15 protein-coding genes and 1 pseudogene are annotated in these 17,948 nt (G+C 43.1%); 12 read left to right on the top strand and 4 right to left on the bottom strand.

Annotated elements, in window-relative coordinates:
- Window positions 1–108: 108 nt before the first annotated feature.
- The gene (locus ACMAZD_RS21550) at window positions 109–1,092 is read right to left on the bottom strand and encodes a CobW family GTP-binding protein (RefSeq protein ID WP_435249419.1); all 984 of its coding nucleotides are present in this window, start codon (window positions 1,090–1,092) and stop codon (window positions 109–111) included.
- Window positions 1,093–1,631: 539 nt separating this feature from the next.
- Between ACMAZD_RS21550 and clcA the strand changes: the two genes are divergently transcribed.
- Complete coding sequence (clcA, locus tag ACMAZD_RS21545) at window positions 1,632–3,038, top strand: H(+)/Cl(-) exchange transporter ClcA (protein WP_435249418.1); 1,407 nt, start codon at window positions 1,632–1,634, stop codon at window positions 3,036–3,038.
- 265 nt (window positions 3,039–3,303) lie between these two features.
- Window positions 3,304–4,208, top strand: a pseudogene (locus tag ACMAZD_RS21540) (TDT family transporter).
- 144 nt (window positions 4,209–4,352) lie between these two features.
- Here ACMAZD_RS21540 and hmpA read toward each other — a convergent pair.
- On the bottom strand, window positions 4,353–5,549 hold the full coding sequence (gene hmpA, locus ACMAZD_RS21535) for an NO-inducible flavohemoprotein (protein ID WP_435249417.1): 1,197 nt from the start codon (window positions 5,547–5,549) through the stop codon (window positions 4,353–4,355).
- 368 nt (window positions 5,550–5,917) lie between these two features.
- On the opposite strand from hmpA, the gene norR reads away from it, so the two are divergent.
- On the top strand, window positions 5,918–7,510 hold the full coding sequence (gene norR, locus ACMAZD_RS21530) for a nitric oxide reductase transcriptional regulator NorR (RefSeq protein ID WP_435249416.1): 1,593 nt from the start codon (window positions 5,918–5,920) through the stop codon (window positions 7,508–7,510).
- 89 nt (window positions 7,511–7,599) lie between these two features.
- Window positions 7,600–7,959, top strand: a complete 360-nt coding sequence (locus tag ACMAZD_RS21525; RefSeq protein WP_029223355.1) for a glutaredoxin family protein — start codon at window positions 7,600–7,602, stop codon at window positions 7,957–7,959.
- 137 nt (window positions 7,960–8,096) lie between these two features.
- Here ACMAZD_RS21525 and ACMAZD_RS21520 read toward each other — a convergent pair whose 3' ends face one another.
- Window positions 8,097–8,732: an OmpA family protein gene (locus ACMAZD_RS21520; protein ID WP_435249415.1), complete on the bottom strand. Its 636-nt coding sequence runs from the start codon at window positions 8,730–8,732 to the stop codon at window positions 8,097–8,099.
- A gap of 258 nt (window positions 8,733–8,990) precedes the next feature.
- Between ACMAZD_RS21520 and ACMAZD_RS21515 the strand changes: the two genes are divergently transcribed.
- The 8 genes from ACMAZD_RS21515 (at window position 8,991) to ACMAZD_RS21480 (ending at window position 17,390) form a co-directional block, all read left to right on the top strand.
- Window positions 8,991–9,617 (top strand): thioredoxin domain-containing protein, encoded by a 627-nt coding sequence (locus ACMAZD_RS21515; protein ID WP_435249414.1) that lies wholly within the window; start codon window positions 8,991–8,993, stop codon window positions 9,615–9,617.
- Between the two features lie 42 nt (window positions 9,618–9,659).
- Entirely contained in the window at window positions 9,660–10,133 is a 474-nt protein-coding gene (locus ACMAZD_RS21510) for an FKBP-type peptidyl-prolyl cis-trans isomerase (protein WP_435249413.1), read from the top strand.
- Window positions 10,134–10,304: 171 nt separating this feature from the next.
- On the top strand, window positions 10,305–10,727 hold the full coding sequence (locus ACMAZD_RS21505; RefSeq protein WP_435249412.1) for a hypothetical protein: 423 nt from the start codon (window positions 10,305–10,307) through the stop codon (window positions 10,725–10,727).
- Entirely contained in the window at window positions 10,724–11,578 is an 855-nt protein-coding gene (locus ACMAZD_RS21500) for a tyrosine-type recombinase/integrase (RefSeq protein ID WP_435249411.1), read from the top strand. The genes ACMAZD_RS21505 and ACMAZD_RS21500 overlap by 4 nt, the downstream gene beginning before the upstream one ends.
- The gene (locus ACMAZD_RS21495) at window positions 11,575–13,317 is read left to right on the top strand and encodes a hypothetical protein (protein ID WP_435249410.1); all 1,743 of its coding nucleotides are present in this window, start codon (window positions 11,575–11,577) and stop codon (window positions 13,315–13,317) included. The genes ACMAZD_RS21500 and ACMAZD_RS21495 overlap by 4 nt, the downstream gene beginning before the upstream one ends.
- 3 nt (window positions 13,318–13,320) lie before the next feature.
- Window positions 13,321–15,225, top strand: coding sequence for a site-specific integrase (locus ACMAZD_RS21490; RefSeq protein WP_435249409.1), 1,905 nt, complete (start codon window positions 13,321–13,323; stop codon window positions 15,223–15,225).
- Window positions 15,225–15,623: a hypothetical protein gene (locus tag ACMAZD_RS21485; RefSeq protein WP_435249408.1), complete on the top strand. Its 399-nt coding sequence runs from the start codon at window positions 15,225–15,227 to the stop codon at window positions 15,621–15,623. Before ACMAZD_RS21490 ends, ACMAZD_RS21485 begins: the two co-directional genes overlap by 1 nt.
- A 378-nt stretch (window positions 15,624–16,001) precedes the next feature.
- Window positions 16,002–17,390: a hypothetical protein gene (locus ACMAZD_RS21480; protein ID WP_435249407.1), complete on the top strand. Its 1,389-nt coding sequence runs from the start codon at window positions 16,002–16,004 to the stop codon at window positions 17,388–17,390.
- A gap of 12 nt (window positions 17,391–17,402) precedes the next feature.
- On the opposite strand, the gene ACMAZD_RS21475 is transcribed toward ACMAZD_RS21480, so the two are convergent.
- Window positions 17,403–17,813 (bottom strand): regulator, encoded by a 411-nt coding sequence (locus tag ACMAZD_RS21475; RefSeq protein WP_435249406.1) that lies wholly within the window; start codon window positions 17,811–17,813, stop codon window positions 17,403–17,405.
- Between the last annotated feature and the right edge of the window lie 135 nt (window positions 17,814–17,948).

Below are 17,948 nucleotides of genomic sequence, written 5' to 3'. Positions count from 1 at the left end.
TCTCACATTTATCGTGATATAACGCAAACTTTCTCATTTAATCTAGTGTTTACCGCGCCTTCAACGAAGTAAACACCAAGATCATAGGTTCAAATAGCCAAAACAGGGTTATTTAATACCACACAGCTTGAGTAGAATCTGCTCGAGATCGCCCCAAGGCATTAACTGCGAGTCGATCACTTCCAGTCGAGATTCGAAGCCATCAAGGGAAATTTCATTCACTGACACCACTTGATTCGCCACGTTAAACGCGTAGCAACCTTGATCGGTGTTTACCACTGCTTTTACACGCTCAGCCGTCAGATCTGACAACATTGAGAACAGTGCATCGAAATCAAACTTGTGTTCAGCGCCAAACAACCAGCCACAGCTAAAGTAGCCCTGACCTTTGTTCTCTTTGCGGATAAAAGCTTCTCCCGGAGGAAGTTGGAATTGAGGTTCTTGTTCAGCGTGATCATGATGGTGCGATTCAATATGAGACGAAGCACTGCCATGTACCCTTTCAATGTCCAACACTTCCAATGGCACTTCACCATCGTGAATTAGCTTATGGGACACTTTGGCAGGTGTTTGATCGGTCACCCAATCATTGAATACGTCGATATCTTCAGAATGAACCAAATCTACTTTAGTACCCAAGATTACATCAGCACTGTCTAGCTGATCATTAAAATTCTGATTAGAGGTGTATTTTTCAATCGACAGATTTCTTGGATCAACCAAGCCTAACGTCGCTTTTAAGTCCACATAGGGTGTGTATTGCTCTGAAGTCAGCGTCGCAATAACCTGCTTTGGATGACCAAGACCTGTTGGCTCAATCAATAAGCGATCCGGCTTCTGACGCAGCAAGGCATTAATACCTACTGACATGGGAACACCAGCAGTGCAGCACATGCAGCCACCCGGAACTTCTTTAATTAAAGCGCCTTGGTCTGTCATTAAGGCGCCATCAATGCCGATTTCACCGAACTCATTAACCAGAACAGCCCAATTTTCATTCTCAGGTTTATTTTTTAGAAGGTTCAAAATAGCGGTTGTCTTACCGACACCTAGAAAACCCGTAATTATGTTTGTAGGAACTTTTTTGTTCATATCAGTTCTCCTTTTTCAACGAGTATATACACAATCACGGAGAAATTGACCCCAATCGCTTGTTTATACGGAGAATGATCTAAGTCAGAAGTTGTATGAGTGTCACTAGAAAGAGGAGAACGAAGAAAAATGAATGCTCCTGACGAATTAAAGGCGTACTTGAAGTACGCCTCAATCTCGTTACTCAATCGTGAGTTCGCGAATCAGGAAGCCTTAAATATCGACCTGAACAATTAACGAGAAACTAAAACTTTGTATCTGAATCCATCCAAATTGTGTGTAAAACCTCACGTCTCCTTGCGGTTTGTTATGTTGCTTTACTATTTAACTATGGTTCATTTTTGGGGATATTCAAGGTGCCATCTGAGAATCGATCAAAATTGTGACGGTGATTCCACTATTGCCCATAGATTCCATTTATGTAACACGTATATTCCATAAATGAAATTCAACTTTGCATCTTTGCTGCTATAGGATATGCAGAGGAAGCGTATAATTTACTGAAGTCCCATCTCAACCCATTCAGGAACCTTATCTCAATGACCAGAAGAGAGAAAATGAAGCAGTCCCTATTAGCCAAAATGTCAAGGGATGCTATTAATCAATTTCTCTCAAGAGATAAGACCCCAGCTTCAGTTCTCTTTCTTTCATGCATCGTTGGTGTGCTTGCTGGCGTTGTTGGCACCTATTTCGAAGTCGCGGTTCATTTCATCACAGAAACTCGTACCGATTGGCTGAAAGATGAAATCGGTAGCCACTTACCCCTTTGGCTTGCGGCCTTTCTTATCAGTGCTGCATTTGCCTTTATCGGTTACTTTCTCGTGCATCGCTTTGCTCCAGAAGCGGCCGGATCAGGGATTCCTGAAATCGAAGGCGCAATGGACGGCATGCGTCCTGTTCGATGGTGGAGAGTGTTACCAGTAAAATTCTTTGGTGGTATGGGGGCTTTAGGCTCAGGTATGGTGTTAGGCCGTGAAGGGCCAACCGTTCAAATGGGTGGCAGTATCGGTCGCATGGTGACTGACATCTTTAGAGTAAAAGATGATGATACTCGACACTCATTGCTTGCCTCAGGTGCTGCTGGTGGCTTAGCGGCTGCATTCAACGCACCACTCGCTGGGATCATGTTTGTCGTTGAAGAAATGAGACCACAATTTCGCTACTCGTTAATTTCAATCAAAGCCGTCATCATTTCCGCTGTATCAGCCAACATTGTTTTTCGTTCGATCAACGGCCAGTCTGCTGTTATCACCATGCCGCAATACCAGCCACCTGAACTGGATGCGCTTTGGTTGTTCCTATTGTTAGGTGTGTTATTTGGGCTCTTTGGTGTGATTTTCAATAAGTTGATTACACTCTCCCAAGACATGTTTGTGGCGATCCACAAGAACGACCGTAAACGCTACTTAATCACAGGGACCTTGCTCGGTGGCTGCTTTGGCCTGTTACTTCTTTATATTCCCGAATTGACTGGCGGTGGTATTGGTATTATCCCCAATATCACTAATGGCAGTTACAGCACAAACGTATTGTTATTGATCTTCCTAGGGCGCGTTCTGACTACTCTGCTTTGTTTTGGGTCTGGTGCTCCCGGTGGTATCTTTGCACCGATGCTCGCACTCGGCACGCTCTTTGGTTACGCGTTTGGACTTATTGCTGCGGTATTCTTTCCTGAATTGAATATTGAACCGGGTATGTTTGCGATTGCGGGTATGGGTGCCTTATTCGCTGCAACCGTGCGTGCGCCGATTACAGGTATTTTACTGGTTATCGAAATGACCAATAACTATTATCTTATCCTACCGTTGATCATCACTTGCTTGGGTGCAGTGATCATTGCGCAGATGCTTGGTGGTCAGCCAATTTACAGCCAACTATTGAACCGTACACTTAAAAACGAGAAGTTAAGACAACAGGACCTCCCTCAGCAAGAGGAAGTGCATTAATTACAAATGACTTATAAAACAAAGCACACATTCAACGTGCTTAATGTCCCGATTCCACATCAAAATCAAAAAAGCACTCGTTAAACTTGCTATCATCCACTCAAAATTAGTTGAACACTCTCAACATCTATTGATGGCATAGCTACACGCTCTAACTAGGGCAAAAATTCTATTACTCACTGATATTCTATAAGCATCCACATGCTATAAATAACTAAGCTGGAGCAAGTCGTTGAACTGGAGAAGATTAACCCAAGTAAAAAATGTGCCGCCCTCTCAGGCGTCTTTAGCACTTGGTGTAATTGGACTAGGACAAGCTTGGGCATTATACCTCCCAGGGGTTGGTGAGATCATTCGCCCTTACCTGGCTGCTTTGGGTGCGCTGTTATTATTGCCCGTTTTACTTCGTTATCTCACCAGCTTTAATACCTTCATCAATGATATTCGCCATCCACTAAGCGGAAGCTTAATGGCGCCGATGAGCATGGCGTTATTGATTCTGTGTGACTATCTCGCTGAGATATCGCCAATAATCGCCTACCCAATTTGGTTCTGCGCGTTATTGTTGCATTTTAGTATGATGGTGTTGTTCTTCGGTTTTCAGATCATCAATTTCAAAATGTCGAACATTGTTCCGAGCTGGTTTCTCTATCCGGTAGGCTTAATCAGTAGCTCATTAGCAGGCACACAGTTTGGACACACGGTCTTTTCAGAAACACTCGCAGCCACGTGTATTGGCATCTATTTCTTTATGCTTCCCGTAGTGCTGTGCCGTTTGGTTTTTGAAGGGAGTTTACCTCGAAGAGCAAGACCAACATTGGCTATCATGGCAGCGCCAGTTAACTTGTCTTTGGCTGCTTACTTGGTCAACTTTGATAATCCAGACCCGATCCTGACGGGTGCTTTAGCGGGTATCGCCATCACTATGACCCTGCTGATTTACCTGTGTTACATCCGATTGATGCGGTTAAAGTTCCAACCTTCAATTGCTGCGGTTACCTTCCCATCGGTGCTGAATACCCACAATGGTACTGGCTACACAAGTTTGGCTTCTTCGAGTTGACCATCGCGACTATCTTGGTCATTTGGGTCGCTGGCGGCTATGTAAAAATGTACTGGCCTGAGTTTTTTGATTCTGATTACATGTCCAAAAAGTTTAAGCGTTCTTAAGTCGAACGCCTGGAGATCTTACCTTGATTACTCCCTACTCTAATATCTAATTATCGCTCGCTGGATAAACCAAACGAAAAAAGGCCTCACAATGTGAGACCTTTGAATAGGCAAGGTGGTTAATCGATCAGGCGAGTACGATTCTTAGAAGTCAGCGTGTGGGCCAAATACTTCGTAATGTACGCGTGAACGATCTACTTTAAGTGCGTCTAACTGCTCTACGATGTTCTTCATAAAGCCAACAGGACCACAGATGTAGAAGTCGCTCTCTTCAAAACCGTTAGTATCAGAGATAGACGCTAGATCCATTTGACCTTCATGTGTGTTCTCACATGCAGACTCGTCTTTGTTCATGTACCACGTTTTCGCTGACCAACCTTTGTCGGCAACAATGTCTTTTACACGAGTCGTGAAAGAGTGTTGGCCTACGTTTTCACAAGCGTGAAGGTAAAGTACAGGTTCGTTTTTCTGCTCGTTGTTCAAGAACTCCAGCATAGACTGCATTGGCGTTACACCTACACCCGCAGAGATAAGCGTTACTGGCTTGCTGCGTTCTTGGTACATAAAGTCACCTGCCGGTGCGTATAGGCTAACTTCATCGCCGATAGCAACGGCATTGTGCATGTGGTTAGAAACAACACCTTGCGTTTCTTGACCTTGGCCCTCACGTTTCACAGAGATGCGGTAGTATTTGCCGTTCGGCTTGTCTGACAGTGAGTATTGACGAATTTCACTGTATTGTGCGCCTTCAGGTTTCACTTCAATACCGATGTATTGACCTGGAGTGTAATCCAGAACTTCACCGCCATCTTTTGGCTCTAGGATGAAGCTAGTAACCAGTGCTGACTCTTCAATCTTGTTTGCGATAACAAACGTACGTGCCGCTTCCCAGCCACCAACAGCTTGCTTGCGCTGTAGGTAAAGTTCTGCTTCACGGTCGATGAATACTTGCGCTAAGAACAGATAAGCCGCTGTCCATGCTTCTTCTACTTCTGGCGTAAACGCATCGGTCGCTAATTCACGTAGCGTTTCAATCAGGTGAAGACCAACGATTTGGTAATGCTCTGGTTGGATATTAAAGCTTGTGTGTTTCTGTGCGATACGCTCAACCGCTGAGGTTAGCGCCGCTAGGTTCTCGATGTTTTTTGCATAAGCCGCGATAGCTTCAAACAGTGCTACACCTTGGCGACCTGTTCTTTGGTGAGTCATATTGAAGATATCTTTTAACTCAGGGTTATGCGTGAACATACGTTGATAAAAGTGCTGAGTTAAAGCTGGGCCTGCGCTCTCAAGTAGAGGGATAGTAGATTTGATGATTTCGATATGTGCATTGTTAAGCATGAATTTACTCCGAACACTGAGCCTTATGACCTGTATGTCATTTTGACTACTAAAAATTAAGAATGACTTATCGATTTTCTGAAACCTTAGTTATTTTTAGAAACTGAGGTATTTAGACTCGTTTTTATTTCAAAAAATCGCGAAACCTGATTAATGCCACCTGATTGATTGAGATCAAGAATAGTCTGTTTAATCAGCGCTATAATTGGGCTTCTCTGTCTCTTTTGCACAATCAATGCCAACTTTATCAATCCCCGTCATTACTGGTTTTCTTTTCAAAATCCATCTTATAAAAATGTTAAAATGACCTTTTTTTTAAGTCAATAAGACTCTATTATGTAGATAAACACACACAGTTAGAGTTTTTTATGCAAGACATCTCCGCATCCACCCTTATGGAAATGACCATCGGTCTCGCTAGTGGTGTGAACGATCAAGACCGTTTCAATCGCTTAATCGATGCTATTCGCAAAACCATCACGTGTGATTGTGTCGCGCTTTTAAACCTTCAAGGCGACACGCTAGTACCTATCGCAATGCAAGGGCTCAGCCGAGATACATTCGGTCGACGCTTTATCATTTCAGAACACCCACGTTTTGAAGAGATCTGCGCGTCTCGTTCCCCTGTTCGTTTTGATGCTGACAGTTCCCTACCCGATCCTTTCGATGGTTTGCTTATTGACCACGACGGCGATCTACCGATGCACGCTTGTATGGGTCTTCCACTGTTATTTGGTGAGAAGTTACTGGGGATCCTGACATTAGACAGCCTAAAGCCTGATGTCTTTGCGAATATCCCTGCCCGTAATCTCGAAGTACTGGCAGCCATTGCGGCTTCAACCATGCAGATGGCACTGACGTTCTCGCAATTAGAGCATCAAGCAAAACAATCAAAACAGCTGTTAGAAGAGTTAAACGTAGAGGCGTGGGAACGCGATGGCGGCGAACTGATTGGTAAAAGCGATACTATGGTTGCGCTTAAGAATGACATTGCGATTGTCGCGCCTTCAGAGTTCAATATTCTGATTCATGGTGATACCGGTGTAGGTAAAGAGTTAGTGGCTCGTACTCTGCATCATCAATCACAACGTAAGCGCAACCCGCTTGTGTATGTTAACTGCGCGGCGATTCCTGAAAACTTAGTCGAAAGTGAACTATTTGGTCACGTTCGTGGTGCATTTACTGGTGCAGATAAAAATCGCCTTGGTAAATTTGCTTTAGCTGACGGCGGCACCCTATTCCTAGATGAAATTGGTGAACTGCCTTTAGCGGCGCAAAGCAAGCTGCTACGTGCACTGCAGAACAACGAAATCCAGCCAGTAGGTCAAGACAACATTCAAACCATTGATGTTCGTGTATTGGCTGCGACCAACCGAGATTTAAAACAAGAAGTCGAAGGTGGTCGATTTAGAGCCGACTTGTATCACCGACTCAGTGTTTACCCTATCGCGGTTCCTGCGCTTAAAGATCGTGATGACGACATCAGCTTGCTAGCGGGTTTCTTCCTTGAACAGGCTCGCCGTAAGCTAGGTATCAACCAAGTTAAGTTCCGTTCTGATGTGCTTGTATTCCTGAACCGTTATGGCTGGCCAGGTAACGTGCGTGAGCTTGAACATGTAATCAGCCGTTCAGCACTCAAAGCACTGGCTCGTAGCACCAACAAAAACCTCGTGACGATTACTAAAGAAGATTGTGGTCCTCTCGACCAAGATCAGCCTATCGCAACGACACAAGTGAAAACCACGCCGTTATCAACCCCTACCATTGACCTGACTGCAGGGTTACGTGGTGCAACGGACGATTTCCAGCGTACGATAATCACAGAAGTGTTAGAAAATGCGAATTTTAACTGGGCACAAGCAGGACGTATTCTGAAAACAGACCGTGCAAACCTAACCCGTCTATCAAAACGTTTAGGGTTAAATGTGGCGAAGTCTCACACGATCGAACGGACAAAATAGATATTAGCGGTTTGTTGCGAGCATCTGACAAGACTTGTGTATATAATGCTGCAAATTGTAACGCTAATTTTAAATATGTAGAGAGAGTTATGAAGTTTATCCGTTGGTTCTTAGGTCGCGTCATTTTGCTATTGAATTTTGTTTTTAGCCCTCGTGGTGTCAAACGTTCTCAAGAAGAACAAAGCCAAGTGAATGAGCAAGCAAAAACGCACACGTTGTACCAATTCGAAGCGTGCCCATTTTGTGTAAAAGTGCGCCGCGCAATGAAACGTCAATCAGTTCAGTTTGAACTTCGTGATGCAAAGAACAACGAACAACACCGTGCAGAGCTTGAAGCGGGCGGCGGTCGTGTGAAAGTGCCTTGCCTACGCATTGAAAAAGACGGCAAAACTGAATGGATGTACGAGTCTTCAGACATCGTAACTTACCTAGAAAAGCAATTCGCATAAACTGATGCTGATATAGCTCAGCGAAAGTCAGATACAAAAAATCCCTCTTATGTGAGGGATTTTTTATGTCTGCTATCTATACCAGTTTGCTCTATCTGCTTTTACTTTCTTTTGAACGAGAACATGGACATTAGCTGTTATTTAGCGACAATCAGCATCAATTCAACCCGACGGTTACATGCTTTACCTTGGGCTGAAGCATTGTTACAAGCCGGAACGTATTCACCGAAACCTCGAGTATAGATAGAGCGTCTAGATACATAGTTACTCTCTAATCGAGCTTTCACTTCTTTTGCACGCTGCTCTGATAGAGGATCATTGATTTGATCAGAACCTGTATTGTCGGTATGGCCTTCAATCACAACATCGATATCTTGGCGCTGAGAAAGATAGCTGCCCAACGTATCTAACCATTGATTATAAGCTGGTTCCGGGGATGCAGATCCTGTTTTAAAGTTCACATGTTGCTCAAGCTTAACCATCACATGGTTACCCGGTAAAACTTCAAAATCGATACGGTTTTGTCTTAGGAAAACTTCTAACGGATCATTGGTTGAAACGCCACGACCGTAATTGGTGGTAATGGTTGTTTGCTGACGAGTATTGCTCTGTATTGAATAGCCACGATTGCTCGCTACATGTGTAGTCTGAACCACGCCCCATTCTGGGTGCATAAGGTCGTAATCGGTTTGTGGCGCTGTCTCTAGCATGTCACCGCCAAGTAAATCAGTAGGTGACGTGGCTTCACACCCAGCCAAAGCTATGCTTAACATTATTGCTAAATATCTCATTACTTCACCAACCACTCATACAGATAAACCATTCACTAATGTCTATATCGGCACCGAGAGAAAAACTTTAGGCGAAAAAAAAGTACAACCTAAAAAAGTGTCTTTGATCACAGTTAACCGTCAACTAGCCTGTCATCACCCGCTAGTTCGAACTGTTTGCATTTATTTACCTTATAATTGTTTTCCAATTCTTACTAAATAGTTAGAATCTCACGACTTCTCAACGCTAGAGCAAACATTATGTTTAAACCATTTACTAAATTCATTACAGCAATCGCAGCCGTGCTTATTATCGCGGGCTGTAGTGATACGGATGAGCCACAACAAGGTGTTCAATACGAAGCACTTCCAGCGGCTCTGACTGAATTTAATTTGTCTCCGATCACTGAAATCTTCTCTCTTAATTGTGGCCACTGCCGTCAAATGGAAAGTGCAATTCCAGAGATTGAATCACTGACTGACCAAAAGATTGGCAAAGTTCATGTGACTTTCAACGAAAGCGCTCAAATCAGCGCGATGATCTACTACACAGCAGTGATACAGCTTAACGCAACGCCTGACCACGCTTTCATGGATGATCTATTCGGTGCGGTTCAAATGGGTGCAGAAGCGACTCCTGAACAACGTCAACAAGCTCTAGAAACAGCGTTCACTTCTCGCGGTCTGGTTAGCCCATACAAACTGAACAAAGAACAACAAGTTGCACTTTTTGACTTTATTAAAAATGCAGAAGAGATCTCTGTAAAAGGCCAAATCAACTCAGTACCGACTTTTATCATCAATGGTAAGTACCAAGTCCTAACTGCAGGCCACCAAGATGTTCAAGGTATCGCGAAAACAATCAACTACCTTTTGACTCAGCCGTAACGGCTTTTCTTTATAAAGAATCAACAATAAATAGGTTTTACTATGTCTAAATTTATCATCCCGGTCATTGTCTTCATCTTGGCTGGTTTCATGATCTACCGTACTTGGATGAATCATAAGTCTGGTGAGGAAAACTTCGAGCAAGGCCAACAGTTCCTTATCGAGAACGGTACTAAAGAAGGGGTTGTAACGACTGAAAGTGGTCTTCAATACCTAGTTCTTGAAGAGGGCACTGGTACAGAACACCCAACAAAGAACAGCAAAGTGACGGTTCACTACCACGGCACTTTACTTGATGGCACGGTATTCGATAGCTCTGTTGAACGTGGCGAGCCGATTTCATTTGCTCTTAAGCAAGTAATCAAAGGCTGGCAAGAAGGCTTAACTTACATGGTTGAAGGTCAAAAAGTTCGTCTTTATATCCCAAGCACATTGGCTTACGGTAAAGGCGGTTCAGGTCCTATCCCACCAGCAGCGACACTGATTTTTGATGTTGAGTTAATCTCTATAAAATAATCTCATCGCTATAAAACAAACGATATTCTTAATTTAAGCCCCGACATGCTTACCATTTCGGGGCTTTTTTTCATTCGACTTAGAATTCCAATAGTTATAATTAGATTAACACTAGATATAAATATACATTGACAAAATTAGATTGCAAGTAATACTTATAATTAGATTTGATTGATTGAGATAAAGTCAGGTATGGAGCACTTCTATCACCTCATAGAGACAGCGGAATACATTAACATCGGTGACGTTGAGGTAACTAAAGAGATTGCCATCTCCTTTGGCGCTGAAAATTCGGTGTCATACGAAGACACTCAGGAATTGTTTACCGTTGATAAGCCAATGTCATTCAAAGGTGTTCTCATGCTGTTTACCAGCGAAGGTAAGCCAGTGTTTGAGCCCAATGCTTACATCTTAAGTCGTCGTATCGTAGAGGGGGCGAAGGACGTTAAGCCAACGTGCTTTCATCTGTTGAGGTATTACCGATACTTGGATGCCAACAATCTAAAATGGGACGACCACGAAGAGCGATTACAGCGCTACCCAATTTTCCTTTATCGAGCTTATTTAGAAGGTGAGATAGAAAAGGTAACTTGAGTCGAAGCACTGCCGTTTCAGCTCTGTCAATTGCGAGGCGCTTCTATCTGTTTTGTTACCGCCATGGGTACATTTCTCAATTGCCGTTTGAAGTGACGGGCACTACCAAGTACGGGCAGACCTTGACGGACTGCTCAATCCGAAGCGCAACCAGAGAAACCAATCTACAGCCATTGAATGACCTTGACCTACAGCATGTGAGGGACAATTGGCGTTGCAATGGGCTGTCTAAAGAATTTCGTTTAATGATTAGTGTGGCGCTTTCTGTAGGGCTTCGCGCTATAGAGGTCACAGACATTAAGCCTAAACACTTTGCTATTCCCAAGGGCTTCAAAGGGAAGACACTAACGGGCATCTGGATTGGGCCTGACCACGACTGCAAAACCAAATATGATATCAACCGACAAGTCTCTATGCCTGTTTGGTTGATGAAGTCACTTAATGAGTACCATGAAAGTGAGCGATATAAAAAGCGGCAACAGTTGTACTTCATGAATACGGGTGATATGAACCCTCCCGCTTTTATCAATAAGGATGGAGAACCGTTCACCACTAAGAGTCTCAACTCATTGTGGGCTAAGTTACGCGCTGCGATACAAGAGAACAGTAATCCTCACTTTAAGCATAAAGAGCATGATTGCAGGGCAACGTTTGGCGCTTATAAGCTTGAGTCGTTGGCTCAAATTAAAGAGTTGTCGATGATGCAAGCGCTGAAAATGCTAAAGGACGAAATGGGTCATAAAGATTTAGAAACCACCATGCTGTACCTCAAGCATTACGAGGGCAATCCTGAAAAGAACCAAATCCCCGAGATAACCATGAACTTGCTAGAGGATGAAACGCTATCGTGACTGATGTAATGGATACCGAACCCAAAGAAAACGCTCGTGCTTATCGCTCTACACCGACCACGGAGATGGTCACCGACAACACACTGACGGCAATTACCAAGTGGAAATATACTTGGAAGAACAGTAATGGTTACAACTCAACGTGTGACTTTGCGGAGCTAAAGGCGTATGCCACGGATGAGCATATTCGCTTGCTGATTTCCAAGTTCCAGCAGTCAGGGTGGCGCGAAGCATCAAAGGTGGAGCAATTCCGTAATGTCCGACAAATTATTCGTCATGCATTCAATGCCCAAAGCGGAAAACGAAAAACCAAAGTTCAGTTTTCTACTGAAACATGTATTCAGTACATCCATGCGACTTACCTTTCAATGGCAAGTACAGGTAAGGGGTTGTATGGTAAGTCTATCAAACCGAAATATCTTGGCTGGCTAGGTTCAAACCTAAATTCAATCTGCAAAAAGTTTGGCTTCGGAACAATCCCTAAAGCAGCCAGAAACCTTGATACGAATTCAGCGTCTTTAGATTCTGACAACTACAACTCAAAGCAGTTGCGCTCTATTGCCTTCGCCTTGCTCGCTGACCGCAGAGCGCTGTTAGAGCGCTATCAGGATGAGTCACTATCTGAGTATCAAAGAAAGTTAGCGTTTGATAGGTTGGTTTACAATGCGGTGTTGCTGACCATCTACTATCTCGGAACAGGGCAAACAGAAACCTTAAGTATGTTTTTAGAAGATGAATGGGTGTGCCAGAAGTCAGGAGCAGGTCGCATCAGCATTGAGGGATTTAAGACTCGCGGAAACACGGTTGAACTTCGCTCATTCACGCCTAGAGCCTCCTGTAAGCGTTTTTTTGAAGAACACCTTGCGTTATCTAAGGCGCATTCTACTTTTCTGGGTTTGGATAAGCATTATCTATTCCGAAAGATGAATGGTGATGTTCCAACCGTAAATAACCTCAATATCTATGCTCAAGATTATCTGGTTAAACACTCCAAGCGCATCCAAGCTTTAATAGAAAAGAACCCTGATTTTCGCTTGAACTGTGAACTATTGAAATCATCCATTAAGCAGTACGCAGAGCATAAGCTAGGGCGAAGCAAGGCGGCACAAAACACCCGCAATGCATCTGATACTTATGACAACGCCAAGTATGGCAAAGTCACTAAAGGCGAAGCCAGAAACCAATTAGCACTTGGCCTAACGGCTTTGCACAACTTGGGTGAAAATCCCGATGGGGGAACGGTTGTCGCGGTGGCACAAGCCAAAGAAGCGATTGGTGAGGTGATTTCGCATGAGAAATGGGAAGCCTTAAAGGAAGCCGATACTGAGCACCGCGTGGCTGAGAATCAGAACGGTGGTTTTTGTAAGGGTGCCGACACTCCTCAAAAAAAGGAATTCCAGAAAACCGTAGACAGAAGTGGTGTCCTTTCGGATGAAGAAAAATCCCAGCTAGGTTGCGGCTTCGTCGTGAAATGCTTTGGCTGCTCGAATTTTGGCATCGTGGATGACCCACATGACATATGGCGACTGCTGTCCTTTGAGAAGCGACTGAATGAAGCCATGTTGGTGCACCAAAACGTAGAGCACTTCATCACGAACTTTGGTGAAGTGAAGGCGAACCTAAATAAGCTCAAAGCACGGTTTAAAAAGGCTCACCTCAAAGCTGCGATGAAGCAATTAGAGCGAGAGTGCCACCCTCTGTGGGATGAAAACTCCGTTATGGACATATTCAGGGGGTAAACCATGTACAGTATCAGTCATGATTTCAATAAGTTTGAAAAGTATGCTCTACCGCTAGCATCGAACCCGTTTCCCATGCCTAGTGACGACGCAGTAGTGAGCGTGGATAAAGAAGGCAACCCAGTTTCCTATTTCGGTGATGATGTTTGGGATTTTAATGCATTTTTTAATCTCACGAACGACACGAAATCGAACTACCAAATTAGTTTTCACCCAAAAAAGCACAACCCCAATCTGCTTATTGAACTCAAGCAGCGACTCTATTTTTTGATTTGGGGAGCAAAAGGTAACCTGCTTCACATGGATGGGGGCATTTTTCGTAAATTTAGTCAGTGTCGGGAGATAGCGGTTAAGTCAAACTATGCCCTGAGAGTATTTAAAGACACTTCCATTGACTCCTTCTCTCTACTCAGTAATGAGTTGGTTTTTTGTCAATTGCTTCATGAACAGAAAAAGCACAGTGAAAAGACGGTAAAACTTCGATTAGAAGCACTAAGCGTCCTTAGGCAACTCAACAAACACTTCCCAGAGCAGCGTCACTTTTCACTCGGTATTCAAGAAGGAAAAAGCCTCAAACAAATCGCCAAGCAGTATTCAAGCGCTGGTAAAGGGCATTACCCGACGGTTATTCCTGTTATTTATGAGCAACTGATGGGGCGCTTGATAGAAGATGTCACCGCTGCACATGAAAAACTGGAAAACCTTACCGATGTAAAAGCTTATGCTCAAAAGTATGGGATTACCGAGCGCCAAGCCTGTGATGAATTCAGGGCGATAGAAGGTGCTTGTTTTATGACGCTTTCTGCCTTTACGGGCATGCGAATCAGTGAGTTAACACAAATAGACTCGACCTCTTACAAAGAAGTTGACCTTGACGGTATCAAGCTATGCACACTGCGTTCTTGGACTCGTAAGTTAGAGACATTACCTAGAGAGGATGCATGGGCGTGCGCCCCTATCTGTGAAAAGGCGCTAGAGGTTTTAACAGTACTAAATAATGACTATCGATCCAATAAAGGTGACATTCACTGTTCACCACGATTTAGATTCGATGGTAAGCATGGGGTTAGTGATATCATCAAACGTCAGCTAAACGATGTGGTGCTAAATACAACAAACCTTGGACATAGCATTACTGGCTACTCAAAGCACCTTGATATTACCTATGACCCCGATGAAATGGATGAGGTGTATGGCTTGCTAAACCCTGTCGTACCTGCTCAATATAACCCTATTAAAGAGCGGGAGGATGGCACGTTTTATTGGCACTTTTCGACTCACTCACTGAGACGTACCTTTGCCCATTTTCTGGTCGGAAATGGTTTAGTGTCGCTGGCGGCTTTGAAGCATCAGTTCAAACACATTAGCCTATCAATGACCGCTATTTATGCCAGTCATGCTGAGGTCTTAACGTTGCTTGGAATCGAGAATCCCGCCAACATCAAGAAGGCGGTTGAAGACGCAGAAATGGAAAGCCATAAAACCTATCTGCGGGACATGATAGACCACCCTGAAGAACAGTCAGGTGGGTTTATGAAAGCGTTTGAGGGTGACCCTAACGTAATGACCGAAGAGCGATTTGAAGAGCTTGCCAAGAAAACAAAAGGGGCAAATAAATCGACAGGTTATGGCAGATGCTTTGCTGGTTTTAAGTGCAAAATGGAGCACTTGTTTGAGCCATCAAGTTGTGTTGGTCGTGACTGTGAAAATTTAAACATTAATCAGGAAGAGGCGCAGCGTTGGCAAGAGCGTCACAGACGAATTGCAGGAAGATTACAGCAAATGAAAGACATGGGGTTCTACAACCAGAACACGCTCGCTCGTGAGTTAACAGACATCCGTGCTGCCGAGAAAGTGATGCGTGATCATAACATCGAGTTTGAACGATTTGAATTAGGAGCGTTGTAATGGCAAACGTAAAAACCAAGCTGATTAATGCCTTCGAAGCACTGAAAAAGGAAGGCAAGAAGGTGAGCCCCTATGCAGTCGAAAAAAGGGCAGGCGTGGCAAACGGGTCATGCAAGAATCACCCTACTATCTTGGAAATGGTTCAGGCAGAAAAGGCTCGCTACCACCCTAACCCCGTCGTGGCTAAGAAAGGGGAATCCAAAAAGAAGAAGCAGGTTGATAAGGAAAGATATGATGATTTGGAAGAGTCAAATAAACGCCTAAGAGCCGAGAATGACCAGTTTAGAGATGAAATGAAAGTAATGGCAACGTCCGTGGCTCAGTTAACGTGGGAGTTGCACCGCTACAAGACATCAACAAGAAAGCAGTCTACTAATGTGAAGAACATCAAGGCTTAAGTTTAAAAAGAGGGGCTGAACAGGTCAGAAGGGCTGAACAGAAGGGCTGAAGAGGTCGCTAACTCGTCTTTGCCCCATTATCGGCCAGAGTAAATACTCATTCACATACTGTTAATGTGCTTTTGCCCTACTAAAAGTTATCCATTCTTCTAATGCTGTTCGTTGTGAATCCCCGTGTTGTATCACGGGGGTAAATTCGACCTAACTATTAGCTCTCGCTTGCTCCTGAACTACTTCCGCAATATACATTACCTCTTAATATATGCCGATTTATTTTCATTCTTTTTTTTAACAATCGCGTTTCATTATAAGTAGTTGTTATTCCTTAAAGTTTTTTAGTAGAATTCTTTTTAAACCATCATAAAAGGAAGTCTAGTTTTGATTCAAAACGTATTAAGTTTCATGGGAGCTTGGTCTGAAGTTCAAAATTCTTACTCAGAAGAATTTAAATCTCTAGAGCGAGGGCTTGAAAGATTTTTGAGGGGTGATGCAGTAATTCAAGAGGACGAAGGGACACGCAATAGTCAAAGAGCACTATGGGAAAAAGTATTTTATGATGAAGGCTGGAGCATTAACCAACAAGTAACATATTCCCCGTCTGGTAAAAGATTACCAATAAGAAACCTTGGAGCTTTAAACGGTGGACTTTCTGCTCAAATTACTTTTAATACACCTGAATTTCTAACAAGGTGGCTTTTTACACATGCAACTATCGGCGTTAGAAATGGTATAACTAAAATTCCAATTTTAGTCGTACCGATGGTAGGTTCACAAGAAGACTATGAGCAAAGGCGTACTTTCAGCCACATGGCCACATTTGAGTATTATAAAGATCAACTTGAAATGCTCTCGCCTTTAAGTTTAGGTGTGCCTTTCTTGATTCTAGGTTACTCGCGTCAAGAAACGTTGTTGGAAAGACACGTAGAAGAACTAGTTCAAGACAAACACTACAGCAGCACAGAAAAAAATACAGTTATAAATCAAAGTATTGAATTTCCTGCTGAATATCATCAAGCAGGTGTAGGAATTCTTAATTTTTTCTCAACATACCTGAATGAAAATTACCCTGAGCAAGATGCTACTGTTAAAATCGAACAGAAGGGGTTAAACGTTAGAATGGTTGTACAGTCTGAAGATGGTAGCTCTGAAATCATTGAAAAGGCATTGCATGAATATCAGCAAATTATGTCTGGTCAAGAAAACGCTTCCAAGTTTACCCAAAACGATAAGCTTATTTTAGATCTTAGAAATGAAATCAGAGCCGCTAAGTTCCGTATAGAGTCACAACAAGACTTTATTGCTTTCCAAAAGGATCAGCTTAAAACTTCTGAACAACAGGTATCAACTTTGTTACAACTAGTTGGACAAGGACTTAAAAAAGATACACATAATATAAGTGTCCAAGTTAACCCTTGCATCCAAAACAACATGGCCGTTACTGTGAATGCTGATATCTCGTCTAGTATCGGTTGTCTTGAAGAGTTAAGAGACATACTGCCAAAAGACGATGACACAGCTCTTCCTATTTCTGACTTGACAAGTTCACTTCTAAGCATCCAATCAGAACAAGATCCAGAAGTTGTCAAAGCATCTTCTTCCATGAGTAAGTTTTCACGCTTTATTGATAAGATTTCAGATTCAAATAGCACAATTAGTAAAGCTTTAGACTCTGTACAACAAGGGTATGAAATAGCCTCCGATTTGGTAGATAAATATAATAAAATCGCATCATGGTGTGGCTTACCTTCCTTTCCTACATTTAAGTAAACTGGCTAACTATTAAAAAATCCGAGCCTTCTCGATGAAGGTTCGGCTTCTTTCTCCTTGATATGACCAAAAATGAGGACTAGCTATTCCAAGTAGGTGTGTCGAAGCCTTTATCTCTAACTCAGATTGAATATCTAACAGGTCAATCCCAGCTAAAATCTGTTGTGGACTCACGACTTGCCCTGTAGGCAGCTCCATCCGGTCGTACAACATTTTGAATTGATTCCAATCTTCACTAATACTTAGTTCCCGCCCCTTAGCCATACGCATGAGTCTTTTACACTCTGGTGGTATTGGTTTCCCTTCATCCCAACCCGTGACTGTTCTCACACTTTTAAAACACAGTTTCGCGACCTCTTCCTTGGTCATTTGGCATTCCAATTCTCGAAAAATGTAATTCCTACTCATTTCGCGATACTTCACAGATAAAACCACTAAATACAAGAGGTTGTACTGTATTGATAAGATGTGCACCATTGAAAATAAGCAGACAAAGTGCGCACTTTACGAAGGCGGACTAATTGACAAGTTTGCCTTATAAAAAGTTATCCATGCTTT

The sequence above is a fragment of the Vibrio sp. nBUS_14 genome (assembly GCF_051201655.1).
Lineage (GTDB): Bacteria > Pseudomonadota > Gammaproteobacteria > Enterobacterales > Vibrionaceae > Vibrio.
The sequence above is the reverse complement of the archived record's forward strand: the minus strand, read 5'-3'. Positions and strand labels throughout refer to the sequence as shown.